Annotated in this window: 17 protein-coding genes and 1 tRNA gene; 12 read left to right on the forward strand and 6 right to left on the reverse strand. The window is 50.7% G+C overall.

The window, feature by feature from the left end; genetic code table 11:
- Nucleotides 1–321 precede the first annotated feature (321 nt).
- Both ACL9RG_RS08440 and ACL9RG_RS08445 read left to right on the forward strand, forming a co-directional pair.
- Complete coding sequence (locus ACL9RG_RS08440) at nt 322–1629, forward strand: MFS transporter (RefSeq protein ID WP_422792150.1); 1308 nt, start codon at nt 322–324, stop codon at nt 1627–1629.
- A 37-nt stretch (nt 1630–1666) separates the two neighbouring features.
- Entirely contained in the window at nt 1667–3142 is a 1476-nt protein-coding gene (locus ACL9RG_RS08445) for an FGGY-family carbohydrate kinase (protein ID WP_422792151.1), read from the forward strand.
- Nucleotides 3143–3186: 44 nt separating this feature from the next.
- Here the strand turns inward: ACL9RG_RS08445 and ACL9RG_RS08450 are convergent, their stop codons facing one another.
- On the reverse strand, nt 3187–3753 hold the full coding sequence (locus tag ACL9RG_RS08450; RefSeq protein WP_422792152.1) for a glycerol-3-phosphate responsive antiterminator: 567 nt from the start codon (nt 3751–3753) through the stop codon (nt 3187–3189).
- Between the two features lie 205 nt (nt 3754–3958).
- Complete coding sequence (locus tag ACL9RG_RS08455; protein WP_422792153.1) at nt 3959–4921, reverse strand: LysR family transcriptional regulator; 963 nt, start codon at nt 4919–4921, stop codon at nt 3959–3961.
- Between the two features lie 313 nt (nt 4922–5234).
- On the opposite strand from ACL9RG_RS08455, the gene ACL9RG_RS08460 reads away from it, so the two are divergent.
- The 4 genes from ACL9RG_RS08460 to ACL9RG_RS08475 all read left to right on the forward strand — a co-directional run bounded on the left by ACL9RG_RS08460 (nt 5235) and on the right by ACL9RG_RS08475 (nt 8248).
- The gene (locus tag ACL9RG_RS08460) at nt 5235–5846 is read left to right on the forward strand and encodes an FMN-dependent NADH-azoreductase (RefSeq protein ID WP_422792154.1); all 612 of its coding nucleotides are present in this window, start codon (nt 5235–5237) and stop codon (nt 5844–5846) included.
- A gap of 49 nt (nt 5847–5895) precedes the next feature.
- Nucleotides 5896–6297: a DoxX family protein gene (locus ACL9RG_RS08465; RefSeq protein WP_422792155.1), complete on the forward strand. Its 402-nt coding sequence runs from the start codon at nt 5896–5898 to the stop codon at nt 6295–6297.
- 77 nt (nt 6298–6374) lie between these two features.
- Nucleotides 6375–7421, forward strand: a complete 1047-nt coding sequence (locus ACL9RG_RS08470; protein WP_422792156.1) for an LLM class flavin-dependent oxidoreductase — start codon at nt 6375–6377, stop codon at nt 7419–7421.
- On the forward strand, nt 7421–8248 hold the full coding sequence (locus ACL9RG_RS08475; RefSeq protein ID WP_422792157.1) for an aldo/keto reductase: 828 nt from the start codon (nt 7421–7423) through the stop codon (nt 8246–8248). Before ACL9RG_RS08470 ends, ACL9RG_RS08475 begins: the two co-directional genes overlap by 1 nt.
- A gap of 93 nt (nt 8249–8341) precedes the next feature.
- Here ACL9RG_RS08475 and ACL9RG_RS08480 read toward each other — a convergent pair whose 3' ends face one another.
- Both ACL9RG_RS08480 and ACL9RG_RS08485 read right to left on the reverse strand, forming a co-directional pair.
- Nucleotides 8342–9409, reverse strand: coding sequence for a DUF1176 domain-containing protein (locus ACL9RG_RS08480; RefSeq protein WP_422792158.1), 1068 nt, complete (start codon nt 9407–9409; stop codon nt 8342–8344).
- A gap of 221 nt (nt 9410–9630) precedes the next feature.
- Nucleotides 9631–9715: transfer RNA gene (locus ACL9RG_RS08485), tRNA-Leu, on the reverse strand.
- A gap of 407 nt (nt 9716–10122) precedes the next feature.
- Here ACL9RG_RS08485 and ampH point away from each other — a divergent pair.
- Both ampH and ACL9RG_RS08495 read left to right on the forward strand, forming a co-directional pair.
- Complete coding sequence (ampH, locus tag ACL9RG_RS08490) at nt 10123–11271, forward strand: D-alanyl-D-alanine-carboxypeptidase/endopeptidase AmpH (protein ID WP_422792351.1); 1149 nt, start codon at nt 10123–10125, stop codon at nt 11269–11271.
- Between the two features lie 335 nt (nt 11272–11606).
- Entirely contained in the window at nt 11607–11777 is a 171-nt protein-coding gene (locus ACL9RG_RS08495; RefSeq protein ID WP_422792159.1) for a hypothetical protein, read from the forward strand.
- 331 nt (nt 11778–12108) lie between these two features.
- On the opposite strand, the gene lptG is transcribed toward ACL9RG_RS08495, so the two are convergent.
- A complete protein-coding gene (gene lptG, locus ACL9RG_RS08500) occupies nt 12109–13179 on the reverse strand; it encodes an LPS export ABC transporter permease LptG (RefSeq protein ID WP_422792160.1) in 1071 nt (356 codons plus the stop codon).
- Nucleotides 13179–14273 carry an LPS export ABC transporter permease LptF gene (gene lptF, locus ACL9RG_RS08505; protein ID WP_422792161.1) on the reverse strand — a complete coding sequence of 365 codons (1095 nt, stop codon included), beginning with the start codon at nt 14271–14273 and terminating at the stop codon, nt 13179–13181. Before lptF ends, lptG begins: the two co-directional genes overlap by 1 nt.
- Nucleotides 14274–14552: 279 nt before the next feature.
- On the opposite strand from lptF, the gene pepA reads away from it, so the two are divergent.
- The 4 genes from pepA (at nt 14553) to ACL9RG_RS08525 (ending at nt 20136) form a co-directional block, all read left to right on the forward strand.
- Nucleotides 14553–16064: a leucyl aminopeptidase gene (gene pepA / locus ACL9RG_RS08510; protein ID WP_422792162.1), complete on the forward strand. Its 1512-nt coding sequence runs from the start codon at nt 14553–14555 to the stop codon at nt 16062–16064.
- Nucleotides 16065–16152: 88 nt separating this feature from the next.
- A complete protein-coding gene (locus ACL9RG_RS08515; protein WP_422792163.1) occupies nt 16153–16617 on the forward strand; it encodes a DNA polymerase III subunit chi in 465 nt (154 codons plus the stop codon).
- Between the two features lie 14 nt (nt 16618–16631).
- Nucleotides 16632–19487, forward strand: coding sequence for a valine--tRNA ligase (locus ACL9RG_RS08520; RefSeq protein ID WP_422792164.1), 2856 nt, complete (start codon nt 16632–16634; stop codon nt 19485–19487).
- A gap of 145 nt (nt 19488–19632) precedes the next feature.
- Nucleotides 19633–20136, forward strand: coding sequence for a GNAT family N-acetyltransferase (locus ACL9RG_RS08525; RefSeq protein ID WP_422792165.1), 504 nt, complete (start codon nt 19633–19635; stop codon nt 20134–20136).
- Nucleotides 20137–20141: the final 5 nt, after the last annotated feature.

Below are 20141 nucleotides of genomic sequence, written 5' to 3' on the forward strand. Positions count from 1 at the left end.
GGGGAAGTTACTTTTCTCTTCGTCTCGAGTAACTGGCAGAAAAACTAACACATCCCTTTGCGCTTATTCCGTGATAAGAATCACAAATTACCGTAGTCAATCTCTCATTTAATTTAATAACAATAGTTTATTTAGGATTAATTTTATTAACATTCATCAAAAATGGTTTTGTGATAACACTCACAGAAGTAGGCACCATCGGCGTGTTATTTATTATTACAGTTACTGAAAGAGACGAAGAGAAAAGTAACTTCCTGCCTGGCAGGAAGATTGCTTTTCTCTTTTTTTTGTTTAATGCAATAATACTTGCGGAATGACACCATGGAAAAACCTTATTCTCACCGTTGGTTAACACTAGCCATAATAAGTATCAGCGGCGGAGTGAGTTTTGATCTGGCTTACCTGCGTTATATTTATCAAATTCCCATGGCGAAATTTATGGGATTTTCCAATACCGAAATTGGATTAATCATGAGCACCTTCGGTATTACGGCGATTATTCTTTATGCGCCAAGCGGTATTATTGCCGATAAATTTTCACATAGAAAAATGATGACCTTTGCGATGATTGCCACCGGATTATTGGGGCTAATCATGGCAACGTATCCACCGCTCTGGGTCATGCTGCTGATTCAAGTCGCCTTTGCGATTACCACTATTTTGCTGCTGTGGTCAGTCTCGATTAAAGCGGGCTCGTTGCTCGGCAACCATGAAGAACAAGGCAAAATCATGGGCTGGATGGAAGGCCTGCGCGGCGTTGGCGTCATGGCGCTGGCGGTGTTCACCATGTGGGTATTTTCACTGTTTGCACCGGATAATCCCAACAGCCTGAAAGCAGTGATCCTTATCTACAGCAGCGTCTATATTTTGTTGGGAATTCTGTGCTGGTTTCTGGTCAGCGATGGCTTCACGGCGGCCACGGACGCCGCAGAAATACCGCGTAAGTTCAGTCTTGGCGATATCCTCTCAGTGCTGAAAATCAGTACCACTTGGTATTGCAGCATGATTATTTTTGGCGTCTATACCATCTACGCCATCCTCAGCTATTCCACCAACTATCTGACAGAAATGTATGGCATGACGCTGGTAGCCGCCAGCTATATGGGCGTGGTGATCAACAAGATTTTCCGTGCAATGTGCGGCCCCATCGGTGGACTGATTACCACCTATACTCGCCTCAAATCTCCCACTCGCGCCATTCAGCTGCTGGCGCTGGTGAGTATTGTCACGCTGGGCGCGCTGCTGATGACCGATGAAAGTCCAACCTCGGTAGCACTGGGTATTGGGCTGATTTTGCTGCTGGCTTTTGTCTGTTATGCCTCGCGCGGCCTCTATTTTGCCTGTATCGGCGAAGCGCGCACGCCGCAATATATTATGGGCACCACCGTCGGTATCTGCTCGGTGATTGGTTTTCTGCCCGATGTTTTCGTCTATCCCATTATCGGCCACTGGCAAGACACGCTGCCCGCCGCCGAGGCTTATCACAACATGTGGCTAATGGGGCTCGGGGCCACCTGTCTGGTGGTGATATTTACTACGCTGCTGTTTAGAAACATGAGAGCCAAAGAGGTAAGAGACGCTGGCGCTAACAACAACATCACTCAGCCAACCGCCGAACGTGCTCAATAAGCGTTAAAGAAAAAAAACAAGATCAAGGAGTTATGCAATGACTAGCGTGGGCTTAAAAAAATATCTGATGGGTGTCGACGTCGGTACCCAAAGTGCAAAAGTGGTAATTTTTGATTTGGATGGCAATGCCATCTGCGAAGGGAAACAGCAGTTACGCAAGATGAATATTCCCGCACCATTATTGGCCGAACATCCTGACGATGATTTGTGGGATTCGCTCAAGGTGGCGTTTCGTCGGGTGATGCAACGCTTTGGGGCACTGGGCGGCAAGACCAGTGAGATCCAGGCGATGGGCATCTGTATTGTGCGCTGCTGTCGCGTATTACTGAAAGCCGACGGCGAGCTGGCTTATCCGGTCATTAACTGGATGGATAAGCGCCTGAATAAGCCTTATGAATATATCGAGGCATACCAAGGCGTGCGTTATGTCACCACCACATCAGGCTATATTACTCACCGTCTGACCGGTGAGTTTAAAGATACCTGTGCCAACTATATTGGCTGGTGGCCGATGGATAATGACACGCTAGATTGGAGTCGTGACCCGGCGGCATGGGAAAGCTGCAACCTCACCCGAGAGCAAGTGCTGGACGTGGTGAAACCAGGGGAGATCCTCGGCCATGTGACGGAGACTGTCGCCCAGCTGTTGGGTATCCCGGCCGGTATTCCGGTGGTGGCGACCGCCCATGATAAAGCCGTTGAGGCACTCGGCGCAGGCTCACTCGATGATGGAACAGCGCTAATTTCACTCGGTACCTATATTGGAGCCATGGTGCACGGCCGCGCCAATGTGAAAGATGCACAGAATTTCTGGCCGTTTCAGGCTTCAATTCCCGGCCGCTATTTATATGAGTGCATGGGCGTTCGCCGAGGGATGTGGACGATTAGCTGGTTCCGCGATCAGTTCGGTGCCGCCGCGCTGGCCGATGCGCACGACGCAGGCGTCAGCATTGAGGAGTTGCTCAATCGCGAAGCCGAACGCGTGCCTGCCGGTAGCGAAGGATTGATTACGGTTCATGACTGGGCACCGCCTGCAGAAGCGGAGTATCGCAAAGGGGCGATGATTGGTTTTGACGGTCGCCATACCCGTGCGCATATGTACCGCTCGATGCTCGAAGGCATCGCTTTCACCATGAAAAATCATATGGATAAAATGGCACAGGAGCTGAACGCGCCGTTTAAAAAGCTGATTATTTCCGGCGGCGGCGCGAACAGCGATGTGTTTATGCAGATCTTCGCCGATATGTTTGGCATTCCAACCTGTCGCAATCTGATGAAAGGCTCTGCCGCCGTCGGTTGTGCGATTAATGCCGGGATGGCGATTGGCGTGTTCGATAATTATGAGCAGGCGGCACAGAAACTGGTGCGTATGGGCGATAGCTTTGAACCCAATATGCAACACCATCAATTCTATCAACAGCTCAACCAACAGGTTTATCAGCGCGTGAATCAGCATCTTGATCCCCTGCTGCAAGCGCTAAGTCCGTTGGTTGATATCGGTTCCGTTGGTTAATGAATAAATTGGGGGCCTGGCGCCCCCTATTAAAAAGCCGGTGCTTATCGCTGGAATTTCCAGACATCGTGATTGGTGGTGGAGACGGCGATGGCACCGGCATTCAGCGCGCTACGGGCGTCGTCATCATCACACACTAAGCCGCCGGCAATAATCGGCAGGTCGATTTTATCCGCCACCCATCCTAATACTTTCGGCATACAGCCGGGCAAGATTTCGATGCAGTCCGGCATGGATTGCGCGACTTGCTTATCGATATTGTGAAACGAGATGGAGTCGAGAAGAAACAGGCGATGAATGGCGTAAAAACCTTGCTGGCGCGCCGCTTTAACCATCGCGGTTTTGGTACTGATAATGCCATCGGCAGCGGTAACAATTTTCAGGAAGTTAATCACAATCTCTTTGTTAGAACTCCCCTCCAGCAAATCAACATGCACAAAAGCAATTTTACCGGCTTCTTTAATTTGCTGCACGATGCGCCCAATATTACAGATGTTACCGTATAATACTGAGATAATTCGGCAATCGGATTTTACTGCCGCTTGCAGGCTTTCGTTATCTTTTACCGCCGCGATCACCGGATGCGACGCGAGTAATTCAACAATAGACACGGTTTTCCCCTGATTAAAACACTCAATACCACAGCGCCATAGGCGCTACTCGAGTTATCAGAGCTAACATAACCCGCCAAGGCAGTTTGCCCAACTGACAGGATATGGAGATATCACCACTCTATATTCAGATTGTGATCGGGCTTGCAACTCTCAGGTTTAATCAGGGTTTATTAAGACCAGCGTCAATGCGCCGCCATGTTAGTCATAAACCCGATTCTGCTTTGCCGGCAGAGCGTTTACGCATTGCCGTTTGATGTTCTTCCATCTTCCCCGGGCAGAGATTTTTTAATCGTTCGATCAGCCAGCGACCGGCTGGCCCCGGCGGTGCGGAAGTGGGATAAACACCGAACATCGGCAACGCTAATCCACCCGGCGGTACGTCTTCAATTGATAACTCCACCAGCCGCCCTTCGCTGATATCCCGTGTGACGACATGCGATGGCATACTGCCCCAGCCTAATCCATCGAGCAAAAATGCGTGCTTGGCAAATAAATCACCCAACCGCCAGGTCGAAGGCGACATGACGCCAAACTCGTGGCCGTCAGAGAGTTCGGATCTATCAGTGAGTACCAACTGAACATGCTTGCTCAATTCTGATTTTGGCACCATGCCTTTGAACTGCGCCAGCGGGTGATCTGGGGCGGCAACCATGACCAATGATACCCCGGTCAAACGCTCGCCGGTCAGCGAGGAAGGCATCACCGGCAGTGAGCCGAGAATACCGATCCCCGCACTGCCGTTGAGAATCGGTTTATAGCCCCCACCAAGCGCTTCAACAAACAGCCGCAACGGGGTACCAGGAAATTGCTCTCGAAATGCCTTCGCCGCCGAGGTAATCGCCTCCAGCGGGAAGAAAACATCGACGACCACAGAAAGTTCGGACTCCAGTCCCGATGACATACCACGCGCGCGCGCCTTCATAAAATCAACGCCGGAGACAATACCGCGAGCATCGGCCAGCAGCACCGCCCCTTCCGCCGTCAGTTTCGGGTAGCGTCCCGAGCGGTCAAAAAGCTGTATGCCAATTTGTGCTTCCAGCCCGCGAATCAAGTCACTGATCACCGACTGTGCCCGGTACATCTTACGCGCGGCAGCAGAGAAACTGCCTTCATCAACCGCGGTGATAAAAGTGCGCAATTGATCCAGGGAAATACCGTCTAGCATCACCGCTCCTTTTCGCGCCTGATTAGCGCCTGACCGAGGAAGAGAGTCGCAATATAACCATTGCGCTGTGCGTTGTCATCGCCAACTTTCACCTCCTATATCCCAAAGCTTGCCCTTTTTCACTCAGAATAACCCATCGCCATTACCGATGGATTACATCGAAATATAACGGCTATTCGGGTAGCAGCAGCAGTGGCATAGTGACGTTCATGTTCAGCACATTTAAAGATGGATCACGTTCATGTCCAGTGTATTCAAAAGACTTATCGCGTGCTTATTCCCTAAACAAAGATCCACCCCGGAGGCTATACCTATGTCGACTATTCTTCATATCGATTCAAGTGTTCTCGGCGGTTATTCAGTCAGCCGTCAATTGTCAGCAGAGATCGTCGCACGTCAGGAAGTCCTGCATCCTGGCGCAACAATTATCTATCGTGATTTGGTACAAGCACCCGCTCAACATCTTTCAGACAAACATCTTGCCGTCTTCCAGGGCGCAGAAGTGACTGATGCAGCACTCGGTGCCGACCTGGCTGCCGGTGGCGCGTTTATCGAAGACCTGTTTGCCGCTGACGTGATTGTTATCGGTGCGCCAATGTACAACTTCTCTATCCCTTCACAGTTGAAAGCGTGGGTTGACCGCGTTTGTGTCGCAGGCCGCACCTTCCAGTACGGCGCAAATGGCCCAGAAGGCCTGCTGCCAAAAGGCAAAAAAGTGTTTATTGCTTCTTCACGCGGTGGTTTCTACACCGGTGATAGCCCGGCTGCTTTCCTGGAACATCATGAAACCTACCTGAAAGCGGTATTGGGCTTTATCGGTCTGACCGATGTGACTGTTATTCGCGCCGAAGGTTTAAGCCGTGGTGATGAAGCCAAAAATGCGGCCATTACCGGTGCACAAGAACAGATTGCCGCGCTGTCTTAATCATCAAAACAGCTGCCAATTCGTCCTCAATTTAACGAGAAATATTTAAATGAGCAGATACGCTACTAATTTCGCGACACTTGGTCGCATCGTGATTGCCGCCATTTTTATCATGAGCGGCTTGGGCAAAATCGCGGCACCAGAAGCCACGCAGGGCTTTATCGCCTCCGTCGGGCTGCCGTTCCCGGTGCTGGGCTATATTATTGCGCTGTGTGCTGAAATTGGTGGCGGTGTGTTGCTGCTGGTGGGCTATCGTACGCGTCTGATTGCCGCTTTACTGGCAATTTTCACCGTCGCAACGGCAGTTTTCTTCCACCATAATTTCGCCGATCAAAACACTATGCTGCACTTCTTGAAGAATTTGATGATTGCCAGTGGCTTGTTGCAAATCTCTGCACTGGGTGCCACGTCATTGAGCTTCGATTCGCGCCGCCTGGCTCGTCAATTGTAAGTAACAATCGTGAGTTAACGGCCTTGGTGTCAGCAGATACCAAGGCCAATCCCGCTAATAACAGGTCAGTATTTATCATGGAAATCGGCATTGATAGTTTCGCAGCAATCTTACCCGAGCCCGCAACCGGCAACGTCATTTCATCCACTGAACGGATTGCGAATCTGCTTGAAGAGGTCGAATTAGCCGATAAAGTCGGGCTGGATGTGTTTGGTATCGGTGAACATCACCGCGCCGAGTTCCTCGATTCTGCCCCCGCTATTCTTCTGGCCGCCGCCGCCGCTCGTACCAAGAATATTCGCCTGACCAGCGCCGTCACCGTGCTGAGTGCCGCCGATCCGGTGCGGGTTTTTCAAGAATTTGCCACCTTGGATTTGATTGCTAAGGGCCGGGCTGAAATTGTGGTTGGACGCGGCTCTTTTGGCGAGGCTTATCCACTGTTCGGCTTTCAGTTCGACGATTATGATGCGCTGTTCACAGAGAAACTCGACCTGCTATTAACGTTGCGTGAATCAACCCATGTTCACTGGTCTGGTCGACACCGCCCTGCGCTAAGTGGTCAGGGTGTGTATCCACGCCCGCATCAGGGAGAGTTGCCAGTATGGCTCGGTGTCGGCGGTTCGCCACAGTCATTTGCTCGCGCGGGTTCACTCGGTCTGCCGCTAATGGTCGCGATTATTGGCGGCGAGTTCCGTCGTTTCCGCCCGCTGGTCGATCTCTATCGCGAGGCTGGACGTCAGGCGGGCTATTCACCGGACAAGCTTAAAGTCGGTGTGCACGCACTCGGTTTTGTTGGCCAAACCACCACAGAGGCCAAAGAGGCTTTCTTCCCCGGCTGGCAATATATGTTCACTGAGATTGGTCGCGAACGCGGCTGGTCACCGGCGACTCGTGCCCAGTTCGAAGCAATGTGCGGCCCACATGGTGCCTTTTTGATTGGCGACCCACAAACCGTCGCGGCCAAAATGATCGCCGCCAGCGAGGTGCTCGGTGGCGTCTCACGCATTACATTACAGATGAGTTCAAGTTCAATGTCCCACTCGGCGATGAGGCAGTCTATCCAACTGCTCGGCAACGATGTTGCACCTATTATTCGCCGATCAACGCACTCCTGGAGCTTATAATGCAAACTGTCGATGTGCATGGAGCTCGCATTCCAGCGCTAGGATTCGGCACTTACGGCATGGGACGTGCCGATATGTTGCGTATGTTGCCCGCAGCATTAAAAGCCGGGTTTCGTCATATCGACACGGCGCAAATTTATCGTAATGAAGGTGAAGTTGGCGAATGTGTGGCCGCCAGCGGCATCGCCCGCAGTGAGATATTTATTACCACTAAAGTGTGGGGCGATAACTATCCGGCTCGCGCTTTCGCCGCCAGCGTTGATGAAAGCCTGAAGAAATTACGTACGGACTATATCGATCTGTTACTGCTGCACTGGCCGAATAATCATGTACCACTGGCTGAGCAAATTGGGGCACTAAATGATGTGGTGCGCACAGGAAAGGTTAGACATATCGGGGTCAGTAATTTTAACCGTGCGCTGATGGCACAAGCCGTTGCGCTCTCTGATTTACCGCTGGTTACCAACCAAGTTGAGTGCCACCCTTATCTTGATCAATCTTTATTGATAGAAGCCGCACAACGTACCGGTATTGCCGTAACTGCCTATTGTGGCATGGCAATTGGCCGGGTATTAAGTGAACCGTTGCTTGCCAAACTCGCAGCCAGGCACAGCCGCAGTATCGCGCAAATTGTCCTGAGGTGGCTGATTCAACAGCAAGGAATCATCGCTTTATCGCGTACCACCAAAGAGAGTAGATTGGCAGAAAATTTGGCGGTGTTTGATTTCGAACTGAGCGCAGAAGAGATGAAGGTCATTCACGAGCTGGCGCGTCCAAGAAGCCGTATTGTCAATCCCCCGGGGCTGGCACCCAATTGGGACTCATGAGCCGCAGAGCAAATAGCGGGGCGACACATCTTTTTTGAGGCCTCCGGTAGATTTTTATCAACCGGAGGCCATAAATGGCAAATGGTGATGTGCTTATTGCGCGGGTTTTATGACATCCGCGACAAATGTCGGTAAGTCCCAGGTGCCGCCAAGACGGATATAACGGCACATACCGGTGCTAGACTCGCTGCTTTTACGGAAGTGCTGTCCATCCCATACCCAGCTTGCCGTTGCCCAACAGTCACCTAATCCCCGACCTTTTTGCCCCATTGAAATCGTACCGTCGCTGTAATCAGTACCAGAGTCCGTCACTAGCAGCGGATTTTCTTGCAACGCATTATCAATGACCCAGTAACCGTAACCTTCGTTGTAGGCCGCCCGCCAACAGAGCGTTGAGAGCAAAGCATGTTTGTCATCCAAAGGCGTTATGGTAATGCCTTCATCGCTTCTCTCATCATGATCTTCAGAGGGTTGAAGGCGATCGCACACATTATCTTGATTGAGCGTGGCGCGAAGTTTAGGTTCAAGAGCGGCCAGTTCTGGCGCAGTCAAAGGACGAATCTGTTCCTTATCGACCTTCACAGCCTGAATAACGGGTGCAGGGATAGCAGCCAATACACTACTTTCTGCTTTATCACCCTTTTTACTCAGCGCACCGTGGGTCCCAATACGCCCTTGCACATCGTCCATCTTCAGCATCGCGGCATAAGCACCATCACCAGAGAGCACAAAGGATCGTGTCCCCCCTTTGAATTCGACTCTGCCACTACCTTTAATCGCGTCGATCAGCGCCTGCGTTTGTGAGCCGGATAAGCGCCAGTCACCCTCACTTGTCATACTGAGGTTGCCTGCCGATTGATTATTGATCCATAAGCTTAAAGGAGGCGAAGAGCTGTCGTCATCGTCGTCATCTTCAATATCCGCCAGCACCACATCTGCGCTAATTGCCGTACCCGGCCCAGCCTCACGAGTGAGCAGCACCGAGCCATCAGATCCACCGGTTTCATTCTCTTGCCCGTAGCCTGCAGCACGACAAGTCAGTGTATTATCGCAAACCACTTCCCAGTCTTTGTGTGTAAAAGATACACCGCTCTTTTCTGCTATCACTGGCGCACTAAGCGTACTTAACAGCATGAGAGCAACTTTATATTTGTTTTGCATGCCATCCTTCCTTAATGGTTAAGGTAGAGAGTGTGAATAATGTGTCTCATTCTGCAAAGTCTTTTTTGAGGGGGAAACCGTTTTACTAAGAATAGAGGATATATGTGGTAGGCAGTGAAAGGCTAACGAACGATTTTACGTGCTTTTAGAACTGTATCTGCCGAATTTCAGGCAAAAAAAAAGCCATCCGAAGATGACTTAATTTTTTGCATACTAACTAATGGTGCCGAAGGCCGGACTCGAACCGGCACACCTTTCGGCGGTTGATTTTGAATCAACTGCGTCTACCGATTTCGCCACTTCGGCACAACAGGTAGTATGCGGAAAACTCGTGCATTATACATTCCCAGCAGGGTCACGCAATACTTATCCTACCAAGATTGATTCAAGTGCCGAAAAAAACGGCAAATCAGTGCTAAGTGATGTTTTTTCAACCTTAACTGACTGAATTATCGCCATAAAATACTCGCATCATTTCCTTACTTGCCTACTTTTTGTAAAATTTCTCGTGAAGGCGCGATTTCCTCATGATGTTCTAGGCACATGGCATTAGTATATCTATACCCGTCATACTTGACGTTGCTTCTGTGTTGGCTGCGCTCACTTACCCGAATCTCTTACCTGAGTAAGCTCATCGGGATGCGCTCCCTTGCCGCCTTGAGGCAACGTCAATTATTTTGGGTATAGCGATATTTCCTCACTTACCTATTTCGATGGATGCCAGCTTGTTTAGAAAACTTTCTCTTTCGCTCATTGCGATGGCTTTTGCCGCTACACCGTTACTGAGTCAGGCGCAGACTGCACGTTTGGCCTCGCAAGTGGTTGACGATCACGCAGAACATATTTTTTATGGCAGCGGTGCGATGGGTATGGCGCTGGTGGTCATCGATAATAACCAACAAGTTTTTCGCAGCTTTGGAGAAACTCGCCCCGGTTCAGATACCCGTCCGCGTGAGGACTCGGTGATTCGTATTGCATCGTTAACCAAGCTGATGACCAGCGAAGTGCTAGTAAAGCTCTCGCAAAAAGGCGTGGTCAATATTCGTGACCCGCTACGCAAATACGCGCCAGCTAACGCCCGGATTCCGGCCTATAGCGCCACCACGCCGATAACACTGCTCAACCTAGCGACTCACACTAGCGGTCTACCTCGCGAACAGCCGGGCGGTCAACCGCATCGTTCAGTGTTTACCTGGCCGAATCGCAGTGAACGCTGGGCGTGGCTGCGTATCGCTAAGATTACCGTGCCGCCAGGTTCACATGCTTCCTACTCTAACTTAGCCTTTGATTTGCTTTCAGATGCTTTGTCAAAAGCCGCCAATAAGCCTTATACCCAGTTGTTCAGTGATGAGATAACCAAACCGCTGGGTATGACTGATACCACTTACACTCCAAACGCCAGCCAATGTGCACGCCTGATGGTTGGATTACGTCCGAGCCCATGTATCAGCACCGTCGCAGCAACCGGTAGCGGTGGCGTTTATTCGACGCCTGCCGACATGGGGCGCTGGATGAAGCAGTTCTTGCCTTCTGCATTGGGTCAGCCAAGCGCAACCGCCGCTCTGGCTCAGAAGATGTATTTCAAACGTGCTGATTTGGTGTCGTTGAAAGGGATGGACGTTCCCGGCATGGCAGAAGAGTTAGGTATGGGCTGGGTGACAATGGGTCCAACACCGTTATTGCCGCGTATTATCGAAAAAACCGGCGGTGGCGGTGGCTTCATCACTTACATGGCAATGGTGCCACAACGCGGCGTTGGCGTGTTTGTTGTCGTCACGCGCTCTGAGCTGACCAAGTTCAAAAATATGAGCGATGGCGTCAATGATCTGGTCGCGGCGCTAGTGCGTAATAACGAGATTTGAACCTAGACCAAGGTTTGGGTGGTTTCTTAGAGCCAGAAGGGCTCAGGGCTTAATCCCCCGTCGGGATTGGCCGTTTTCAAAACAGAGGATCGAGAATTTTTCGGTTCTTCAAATGCGGAGTTTAATGTGACTCCGCAGCCCGAACCGCTTCAAGGGTGGGTGGCGCCACCCTTGAAAATCCCCCGCCTTTTCAAACATTAACATCCGATCCAGTGGAAGCCATGTTTCAGACACTTCCGTTATAGCGCAAATTTCATCCCTATGGGATGCCCGCCTGCGGGTACGAGCCAACGATAATACTGTTGTCTCTTTACCACTTACCGGTGAAATTTTGAGTGCGCTTAGCGGCTTTTAAGATCAAGTTCAAAGGCAAAGGCAAAGGCAAAGGCAAAGGCAAAGGCAAAGGCAAAGGCAAAGGCAAAGGCAAAGGCAAAGGCAAAGGCAGTTTAGCTTTTGACTTTAAAAGCCAGCGAGGCGCACTCAAAATTTCACTGACGACGCGTTGAGAGACAGCGAGCGTTTTTAGCGAGTAGGCTCGAATCCGAGGAAGGAATGGCGGAGCCATGAAATTTGCGCCTGTCGCCGTGGTATCTGAAACATGGCTTCAGCTGGGCTGGATATGGGGGTTAGAAAAGGCGCGGGATTGCAAAGGAGCGCGCCTACGCTCCTTTGCTCGGTTTCGGCTGCGAGGCCACATTGAGCCCCGCTCTTCGGAAACCGAAAAATTCACCGTTCTGGTTTTCCAAAACCATTTCCAGTTTTGATTGGTTTTACAAAACCAATTTCCGGTTTTTACAAATACCAATTTACCCATAGTTTTCCTAAAACTATGAAACCCTAACTGCGTTTCAGCAGTAATAAAACACTGATGAAGAAGAACAGAGCACTTGGTAATAACGCGCCAAAAATTGGCGGAATACCATATATCAGACTCAACGGGCCGAAAATCTGATCTAATACGTAGAACAGGAAACCAAAGCAAATACCCGTCAAGACTCGTACGCCCATAGCTACGCTACGTAATGGACCAAAGATAAACGATAGCGCCATCAGCATCATCACCGCCACCGATAACGGGGCAAATATCTTGCTCCACATATTCAGTTGATAACGGTTGGATTCCTGCCCACTTTGGTGCAGATATTTGGAATAGTTATATAATCCACTGATCGACAAGGCGTCAGGATCGAGTGCCACGACACCGAGTTTTTCTGGCGTTAGGCTGGTTTTCCATTCGCCAGTCAGCGTCTGTGAGCCTGTAATCTGATTAGGGTTAGTCAAGTCGGACTCATCAACCTGCGATAATTTCCAGATACCGTCATGATAGGTGGCTGAAGAAACATAACGCACTGACAACAGCTTATTATCATCATCAAAATGATAAATGTTGACCCACTCTAGCGTATCGTCGTTTGTCACGCGGCCGATATAAACAAAGTCATGACCATCTTTCGCCCACAGGCCACTTTGCGTAGACATTAATGACCCGCCGTAAATCGCTTGCGCACGATAGTTACGCGCCATTTGTTCGCCCTGCGGTGCCACCCATTCGCCAATCGCCATAGTAAGCAGCACTAACGGAATAGCGGTTTTCATTACCGAGAGTGCAATTTGCATACGGGTGAAACCCGACGATTGCATCACCACTAATTCACTGCGCTGAGCTAATGTCCCCAAGCCTAAAAGTGCGCCAAGCAGCGCTGCCATCGGGAAAAAGATTTCAATATCTTTTGGCACGCTAAGCAGGGTGTAGATCCCCGCACCGAATGCTGAATACCCACCTTGTCCTACTTTGCGAAGTTGATCGACAAATTTGATGATGCCGGAGAGCGACACCAGCATGAATAATGTCACCATGATGGTGTTGAAAATAGTACGACCAATATAGCGGTCTAATACTCCAAACATCAGGCAGTTCCTCTTAGACGTGCACGAAGTCTGCGCATTGGTACGGTATCCCACATATTCAGTACCAGGGCTAAACCGAGGTATAACAGGTTAGTGGCCCACATCCAGATCATCGGATCAAACTTGCCTTTCGCTCCATTAGAACGTAACGAACTCTGCAAGAGGAAGAAGATGAGATAAAGGAATATAGCAGGCAACATACTCACCACACGCCCCTGACGCGGGTTAACCACACTGAGCGGCACAACCATCAAGGCCATAATAAATACAGAGGCAATCAGTGTGAGTCGCCAATGGAACTCGGAGCGTGCATCAGGATCGGTTGAGTGCCACAACTGTGTCATGCTCATCTGATCCGATTCGCTGGTCGTCAGCGCGACCGCCTGATGACCAACAACCGCTAAGTAGTCAGTAAAGTGAGTAATTCGGAAATCACGCAGCATCGCGGTGCCTTCATAGCGCACACCTTTATCCAACATCACCAGTTGCGAGCCGTCAGCTCGCTGCGTCATATGGCCTTTATCTGCCACTACCACCGAAGGACGCTGGTTACCGTTAGCACGAAGCTGGGCCAAAAAGACGTTGTGAAATTCTTTGTTTTTCACACTGCCGACAAACAACACCGCATTACCATCTTGTGCTTCTTGGAACTGGCCTTCGACCATTGCCGCCATACTTGGGTTAGCTTTCGCTTCAGCAAGAACTTCATCTTGGTGTTTAGATGACCAAGGTCCAAGCCAAATGGAGTTAACACCAGCAAAAAGTGATGTAAATAACGCCAATGACATAGCCGCCACAATAAGTGGACGTTTTCCGAGCCCACAGGCGTGCATCACCGTAATTTCACTATCGGTGTAAAGCTTGCCGAAGGTCATTAGCAGACCCAGGAATAGGCTCAACGGCAGGATAAGCTGCGCCATTTGCGGCACGCCTAAGCCCAGTAGTTGCAGGACTAAATTTGTTGGGATTTTGCCATCAACTGCGGCTCCAAGCACTCTGACTAGATTCTGACAAAAGAAGATTAATAGCAGAATGAAAAGAATCGCAAATTGGCTCTTGAAGGTTTCCCTAACCAGATATCTAATGATGATCACGCTTAATACGCCTGTGAAAACTTGTCTTTTTGCAGGAAAATCGATAATTTCATCGCTAGTCCGTTATTTTTTGTCATCATATGGCAACCTTCACAGCTAAAGTAGTATTACAACACCCATAATTTAGGTGTCCTATAGGAACATGCTTATAGCCACCAAAATAAAATAACTATGCCGTACAGGGTATCACAGGTTATTACCACAGATGGCAGGAGAGTATAACGGATGTACCATTCTATCCGTACCTCCCTCATTTGTCTTTAAGATTCAGGAGAGTGCATGGAGTTCAGTGTAAAAAGCGGTAGCCCGGAAAAACAGCGCAGTGCTTGTATTGTAGTCGGTGTTTTCGAACCACGCCGTCTGTCACCAATTGCCGAACAACTCGACAAAATCAGTGATGGCTACATCAGCGCCCTGCTCCGCCGCGGTGAACTAGAAGGCAAAGTGGGACAAACGCTATTGTTGCACCATGTGCCGAACATTCTGTCTGAGCGTATCCTACTCATCGGTTGTGGCAAAGAACGTGAGCTGGATGAACGTCAGTATAAACAAGTTATTCAAAAAACCATCAATACATTGAATGACACCGGATCAATGGAAGCCGTTTGCTTCCTGACCGAGCTACACGTCAAAGGCCGCAATACCTATTGGAAAGTTCGTCAGGCAGTAGAGACATCCAAAGAGTCGTTGTATACCTTTGATCAGTTAAAAAGCAACAAAACTGAACCACGTCGTCCGCTGCGTAAAATGGTCTTTAACGTACCAACGCGTCGTGAATTAACCAGCGGCGAGCGCGCGATTCAGCACGGTCTGGCGGTATCTTCTGGTATTAAAGCGGCGAAAGATTTAGGCAATATGCCGCCAAATATCTGTAACCCGGCTTACCTGGCATCACAGGCACGTCAATTGGCTGACGCCTTTAGCACCAACATCACTACTCGCGTTATTGGTGAGCAGCAGATGAAAGAGCTGGGGATGAACTCCTACCTGGCCGTCGGCGCCGGTTCGAAAAACGAATCGCTGATGTCGATTATGGAATATAAAGGGAATCCTAATTCGGATGCCAAACCGATTGTTCTGGTCGGTAAAGGTCTGACTTTCGACTCCGGTGGTATTTCCATTAAGCCTGCGGCAGACATGGACGAAATGAAGTACGACATGTGCGGTGCAGCCACCGTTTATGGCGTGATGCGCGTTGTCGCTGAATTGAACCTGCCGCTGAACGTGGTTGGCGTGCTGGCTGGCTGTGAAAACATGCCAGGCGGACAAGCGTTCCGCCCGGGCGACATTCTGACCACGATGTCCGGCCAAACGGTTGAAGTGCTCAATACCGATGCTGAAGGCCGTTTGGTGCTTTGTGATGCGCTGACGTATGTCGAGCGTTTTGATCCAGAGTTAGTGATCGACGTTGCTACGTTGACCGGTGCTTGTGTGATTGCGTTGGGTCATCACATTACCGGCCTGCTGTCGAACCACAACCCGCTGGCGCACGAGTTGATTAGTGCATCTGAGCAGGCGGGCGACCGCGCGTGGCGTCTGCCGTTGGCAGATGAGTATCAAGATCAGCTGGATTCAAACTTTGCAGATATGGCGAATATCGGCGGACGTCCGGGTGGCGCTATCACCGCGGGCTGCTTCTTGTCGCGCTTTACCCGCAAGTACAGCTGGGCGCACTTGGATATTGCCGGTACCGCATGGCGTTCAGGTAAGAGCAAAGGCGCGACCGGTCGTCCAGTCGCGTTGTTGTCACAGTTTTTGTTGAACCGTGCAGGTCTGAACGGCGACGATTAAGCCATTTTGCTGGCCACTTTACGTTGTAAATAAAATGTCCCTCGCGGCCAACTCGGCCGGAGGGCCTATTTCTTTTCGGATCATGCCAATGAAACAAGCAACTTTCTTTCTTCTCGACTCGCCTGGCGCTGGCGATGGGCTGAGTACGCACGAGGCGCTGGCTTGCCAGGTGGCCGCAGAGCGTTGCCGCGCCGGGAAACGTGTGCTGCTGGCCTGTGAAGACCAAAAACAGGCCGAGCGCCTGGACGAAGCCTTGTGGAAGCGCGACCCAAGTCAGTTTGTGCCGCATAATCTGGCTGGCGAAGGCCCGAAATTCGGGGCTCCGGTAGAGTTATGCTGGCCGGGAAAACGTGGTAATGCACCGCGAGACTTGTTGATCAGTTTGCTGCCACAATTTGCAGATTTTGCCACCGCTTTCCATGAAGTGGTAGACTTCGTACCTTATGAAGATTCCTTAAAACAGTTGGCGCGCGAACGCTACAAAGCCTATCGCAGCGTCGGCTTTACCTTGACCACGGCAACGCCGCCGTCGGTCACTACATCGACCGACTAAAAAAACGAAGCGAAATGGATAAGACATATAACCCGCAAGATATCGAGCAGCCTCTTTACGAGCACTGGGAAAAGCAAGGCTACTTCAAGCCACATGGCGACACGACCAAAGAAAGCTTCGCCATCATGATCCCGCCGCCGAACGTCACCGGTAGCTTGCACATGGGTCACGCTTTCCAGCAAACCATTATGGATGCGATGATCCGCTACCAGCGCATGCAGGGTAAAAATACCTTGTGGCAGGCTGGTACTGACCACGCCGGTATCGCGACCCAAATGGTTGTTGAGCGCAAGATCGCCGCAGAAGAAGGTAAAACGCGTCAGGATTACGGCCGTGAAGCTTTCATCGACAAAATCTGGCAGTGGAAAGAAGAATCTGGTGGCACCATTACCCGCCAGATGCGCCGTCTTGGCGACTCCGTTGACTGGGAGCGTGAGCGTTTCACTATGGACGAAGGTCTGTCCAATGCGGTGCGTGAAGTCTTTGTCCGTCTGTATAAAGAAAACCTGATTTACCGTGGCAAACGTCTGGTTAACTGGGATCCAAAACTGCGCACCGCGATTTCTGACCTGGAAGTAGAAAACCGCGAGTCCAAGGGTTCCATGTGGCACCTGCGCTATCCACTGGCCGACGGCGCGAAGACTGCCGAAGGTAAAGATTATCTGGTCGTCGCCACCACCCGTCCGGAAACCGTGCTCGGTGATACCGGCGTGGCGGTTAACCCAGAAGATCCGCGCTATAAAGATTTGATCGGCAAAGAGCTGATCCTGCCATTAGTGGGCCGTCGTATTCCGATCGTTGGCGATGAACACGCCGATATGGAAAAAGGCACCGGCTGCGTGAAGATCACCCCAGCTCACGACTTTAACGACTATGAAGTCGGTAAACGTCACAGCCTGCCGATGATCAATATTCTGACCTTTGATGGCGATATTCGTCAGCTTGGCGAAGTGTTCGATACCAAAGGCGAAGAGAGCACCGCCGTCAGCGGTGAAATCCCAGAGCAGTTCCGTGGCCTTGAGCGCTTTGCCGCGCGTAAAGCCGTGGTTGCAGCCTTCGAAGCAGCAGGCCTGCTGGAAGAGATCAAACCTCACGATTTAACCGTACCTTACGGTGACCGCGGTGGCGTCGTTATCGAGCCAATGCTGACCGACCAGTGGTACGTACGTACTGCACCGTTGGCAAAAGTAGCGGTAGAAGCGGTTGAGCAAGGTGAGATCCAGTTCGTACCAAAACAGTACGAAAACATGTACTTCAGTTGGATGCGTGATATCCAGGACTGGTGTATCTCTCGTCAGCTGTGGTGGGGTCACCGTATCCCAGCCTGGTATGATGCTCAGGGCAATGTTTACGTGGGCCGCGATGAAGAAGAAGTGCGCCGCGAAAATAACCTTGGTGCAGATATTGCGCTGAACCAAGACGAAGACGTGCTGGATACCTGGTTCTCTTCTGGCCTGTGGACCTTCTCTACATTGGGCTGGCCAAATGAAACTGAAGCGCTGAAAGCTTTCCACCCTTCAAGCGTGGTCGTTAGCGGCTTCGATATTATCTTCTTCTGGATTGCGCGCATGATCATGCTGACCATGCACTTCATCAAAGACGAAGACGGCAAGCCACAGGTGCCTTTCCATACCGTTTACATGACCGGGCTTATCCGTGATGACGAAGGGCAGAAAATGTCCAAGTCTAAAGGTAACGTCATCGATCCATTGGATATGATCGATGGGATCTCGCTGGAAGATCTGTTAGAAAAACGTACCGGCAACATGATGCAGCCACAGCTGGCAGAAAAGATCCGCAAACGTACCGAGAAGCAATTCCCGAACGGCATTGAACCACATGGTACCGATGCGCTGCGCTTCACGCTGGCCGCCTTGGCATCAACCGGTCGTGATATCAACTGGGATATGAAGCGCCTGGAAGGTTACCGCAACTTCTGTAACAAGCTATGGAACGCCAGCCGTTTCGTGTTGATGAATACCGAAGATCAAGATTGCGGCCAGAATGGCGGCGAACTGGACTTGTCATTGGCCGACCGTTGGATCCTGGCGGAATATAACCGCACGGTGAAAGCTTACCGTGAAGCCTTGGATGGTTACCGTTTTGACCTGGCAGCCAATATTCTGTACGAATTCACCTGGAACCAGTTCTGCGACTGGTATCTGGAGCTGACCAAGCCGGTAATGAACGGTGGCACCGAAGCACAGCTACGCGGTACGCGCCATACGCTGGTTGAAGTATTGGAAGGCTTGCTGCGCCTGGCGCACCCAATCATTCCATTTATCACTGAAACTATCTGGCAGCGCGTGAAAACGCTCAAAGGCATTACGGCTGAGACTATCATGCTGCAACCTTTCCCAGAATATGACGCCGATAAAGCAGACCAAGGTGCGCTGACCGATCTGGAGTGGATCAAAGAAGCCATCATCGCTATCCGTAACGTGCGCGCAGAGATGAACCTGTCTCCGGGCAAACCACTGGAGCTGTTGCTGCGTGGCGCAAGCGCGGATGCACAGCGTCGTGTTGAGCAGAACCAGAGCTTCATTCAATCTCTGGCGCGTCTTGAGTCGATCACAGTGCTGCCAGCTGGCGATAAAGGCCCAGTTTCCGTCACTAAGCTGGTGGAAGGTGCTGAACTGTTGATCCCAATGGCTGGCCTCATCGATAAAGCCGTTGAACTGGCGCGTTTAGATAAAGAGATCGCGAAGATTGATGCTGAAATTGCCGCAATCGAAAGCAAGCTCTCTAATGAAGGCTTTGTGGCGCGCGCCCCAGAAGCTGTCGTTGCGAAAGAACGTGAACGTCTGGTCGCTTGTGGTGAAGCAAAAACCAAACTGCAAGAACAGAAAGAGACTATCGCTGCGCTGTAATTGCCTTGGCAAAAACGGTTAGTGATGTCAGATGAAAGGCCGCGTAAGCGGCCTTTCTTACCTCTTACCGAGCATTGCATCTTCTTGCCTTTAAATGGTATTAAGACGGTCTGAATGCACGAAACACAACATCCGAGTGAATCTTATGTCTACCGTAACGCCCACCAACCTTCTGGTCCGTCTTATCCAGTTAGAAGACAATGCGGCCATTGCCAATGTTATTCGCCAAGTCTCGGCGGAGTTTGGTTTGACGGCAGACAAAGGCTATACGGTAGCCGATCCTAACCTCGATCATTTATATGAAACCTACAACCAGCCGCATAGCGCCTATTGGGTGGTAGAACTTGATGGTAACGTAGTTGGTGGCGGCGGCGTTGCACCTTTAAGCGGCGGCGATGGTTCGGTGTGTGAGTTGCAGAAAATGTATTTCCTGCCGTCGGTTCGCGGACAAGGGCTGGCAAAAAAATTGGCATTACAGGCGCTCGATTACGGTCGCTCGCAGCATTTTAGCCGCTGCTATCTGGAGACCACCGCGAGCCTGACGCAAGCTATTGCCCTATATGAACGTCTGGGCTTTGAACATATTGATGGGCCGCTAGGCTTTACCGGTCATGTCGATTGTGAAGTCACGATGCTAAAATCTCTCTAACGGAC

Source organism: Rouxiella sp. Mn2063 (assembly GCF_049319665.1).
Classification (GTDB): Bacteria; Pseudomonadota; Gammaproteobacteria; order Enterobacterales; family Enterobacteriaceae; genus JBMOUD01.

Excerpts from the sequence above, each read along its gene's own strand:
- ACL9RG_RS08440 (WP_422792150.1), top strand. The coding sequence starts at position 322 with ATGGAAAAACCTTATTCTCACCGTTGGTTAACACTAGCCATAATAAGT.
- ACL9RG_RS08445 (WP_422792151.1), top strand. The coding sequence starts at position 1,667 with ATGACTAGCGTGGGCTTAAAAAAATATCTGATGGGTGTCGACGTCGGT.
- ACL9RG_RS08455 (WP_422792153.1), bottom strand. The coding sequence starts at position 4,921 with ATGCTAGACGGTATTTCCCTGGATCAATTGCGCACTTTTATCACCGCG.
- ACL9RG_RS08460 (WP_422792154.1), top strand. The coding sequence starts at position 5,235 with ATGTCGACTATTCTTCATATCGATTCAAGTGTTCTCGGCGGTTATTCA.
- ACL9RG_RS08465 (WP_422792155.1), top strand. The coding sequence starts at position 5,896 with ATGAGCAGATACGCTACTAATTTCGCGACACTTGGTCGCATCGTGATT.
- ACL9RG_RS08470 (WP_422792156.1), top strand. The coding sequence starts at position 6,375 with ATGGAAATCGGCATTGATAGTTTCGCAGCAATCTTACCCGAGCCCGCA.
- ACL9RG_RS08475 (WP_422792157.1), top strand. The coding sequence starts at position 7,421 with ATGCAAACTGTCGATGTGCATGGAGCTCGCATTCCAGCGCTAGGATTC.
- ACL9RG_RS08480 (WP_422792158.1), bottom strand. The coding sequence starts at position 9,409 with ATGCAAAACAAATATAAAGTTGCTCTCATGCTGTTAAGTACGCTTAGT.
- ampH (WP_422792351.1), top strand. The coding sequence starts at position 10,123 with ATGGATGCCAGCTTGTTTAGAAAACTTTCTCTTTCGCTCATTGCGATG.
- lptG (WP_422792160.1), bottom strand. The coding sequence starts at position 13,179 with ATGTTTGGAGTATTAGACCGCTATATTGGTCGTACTATTTTCAACACC.
- pepA (WP_422792162.1), top strand. The coding sequence starts at position 14,553 with ATGGAGTTCAGTGTAAAAAGCGGTAGCCCGGAAAAACAGCGCAGTGCT.
- ACL9RG_RS08515 (WP_422792163.1), top strand. The coding sequence starts at position 16,153 with ATGAAACAAGCAACTTTCTTTCTTCTCGACTCGCCTGGCGCTGGCGAT.
- ACL9RG_RS08520 (WP_422792164.1), top strand. The coding sequence starts at position 16,632 with ATGGATAAGACATATAACCCGCAAGATATCGAGCAGCCTCTTTACGAG.
- ACL9RG_RS08525 (WP_422792165.1), top strand. The coding sequence starts at position 19,633 with ATGTCTACCGTAACGCCCACCAACCTTCTGGTCCGTCTTATCCAGTTA.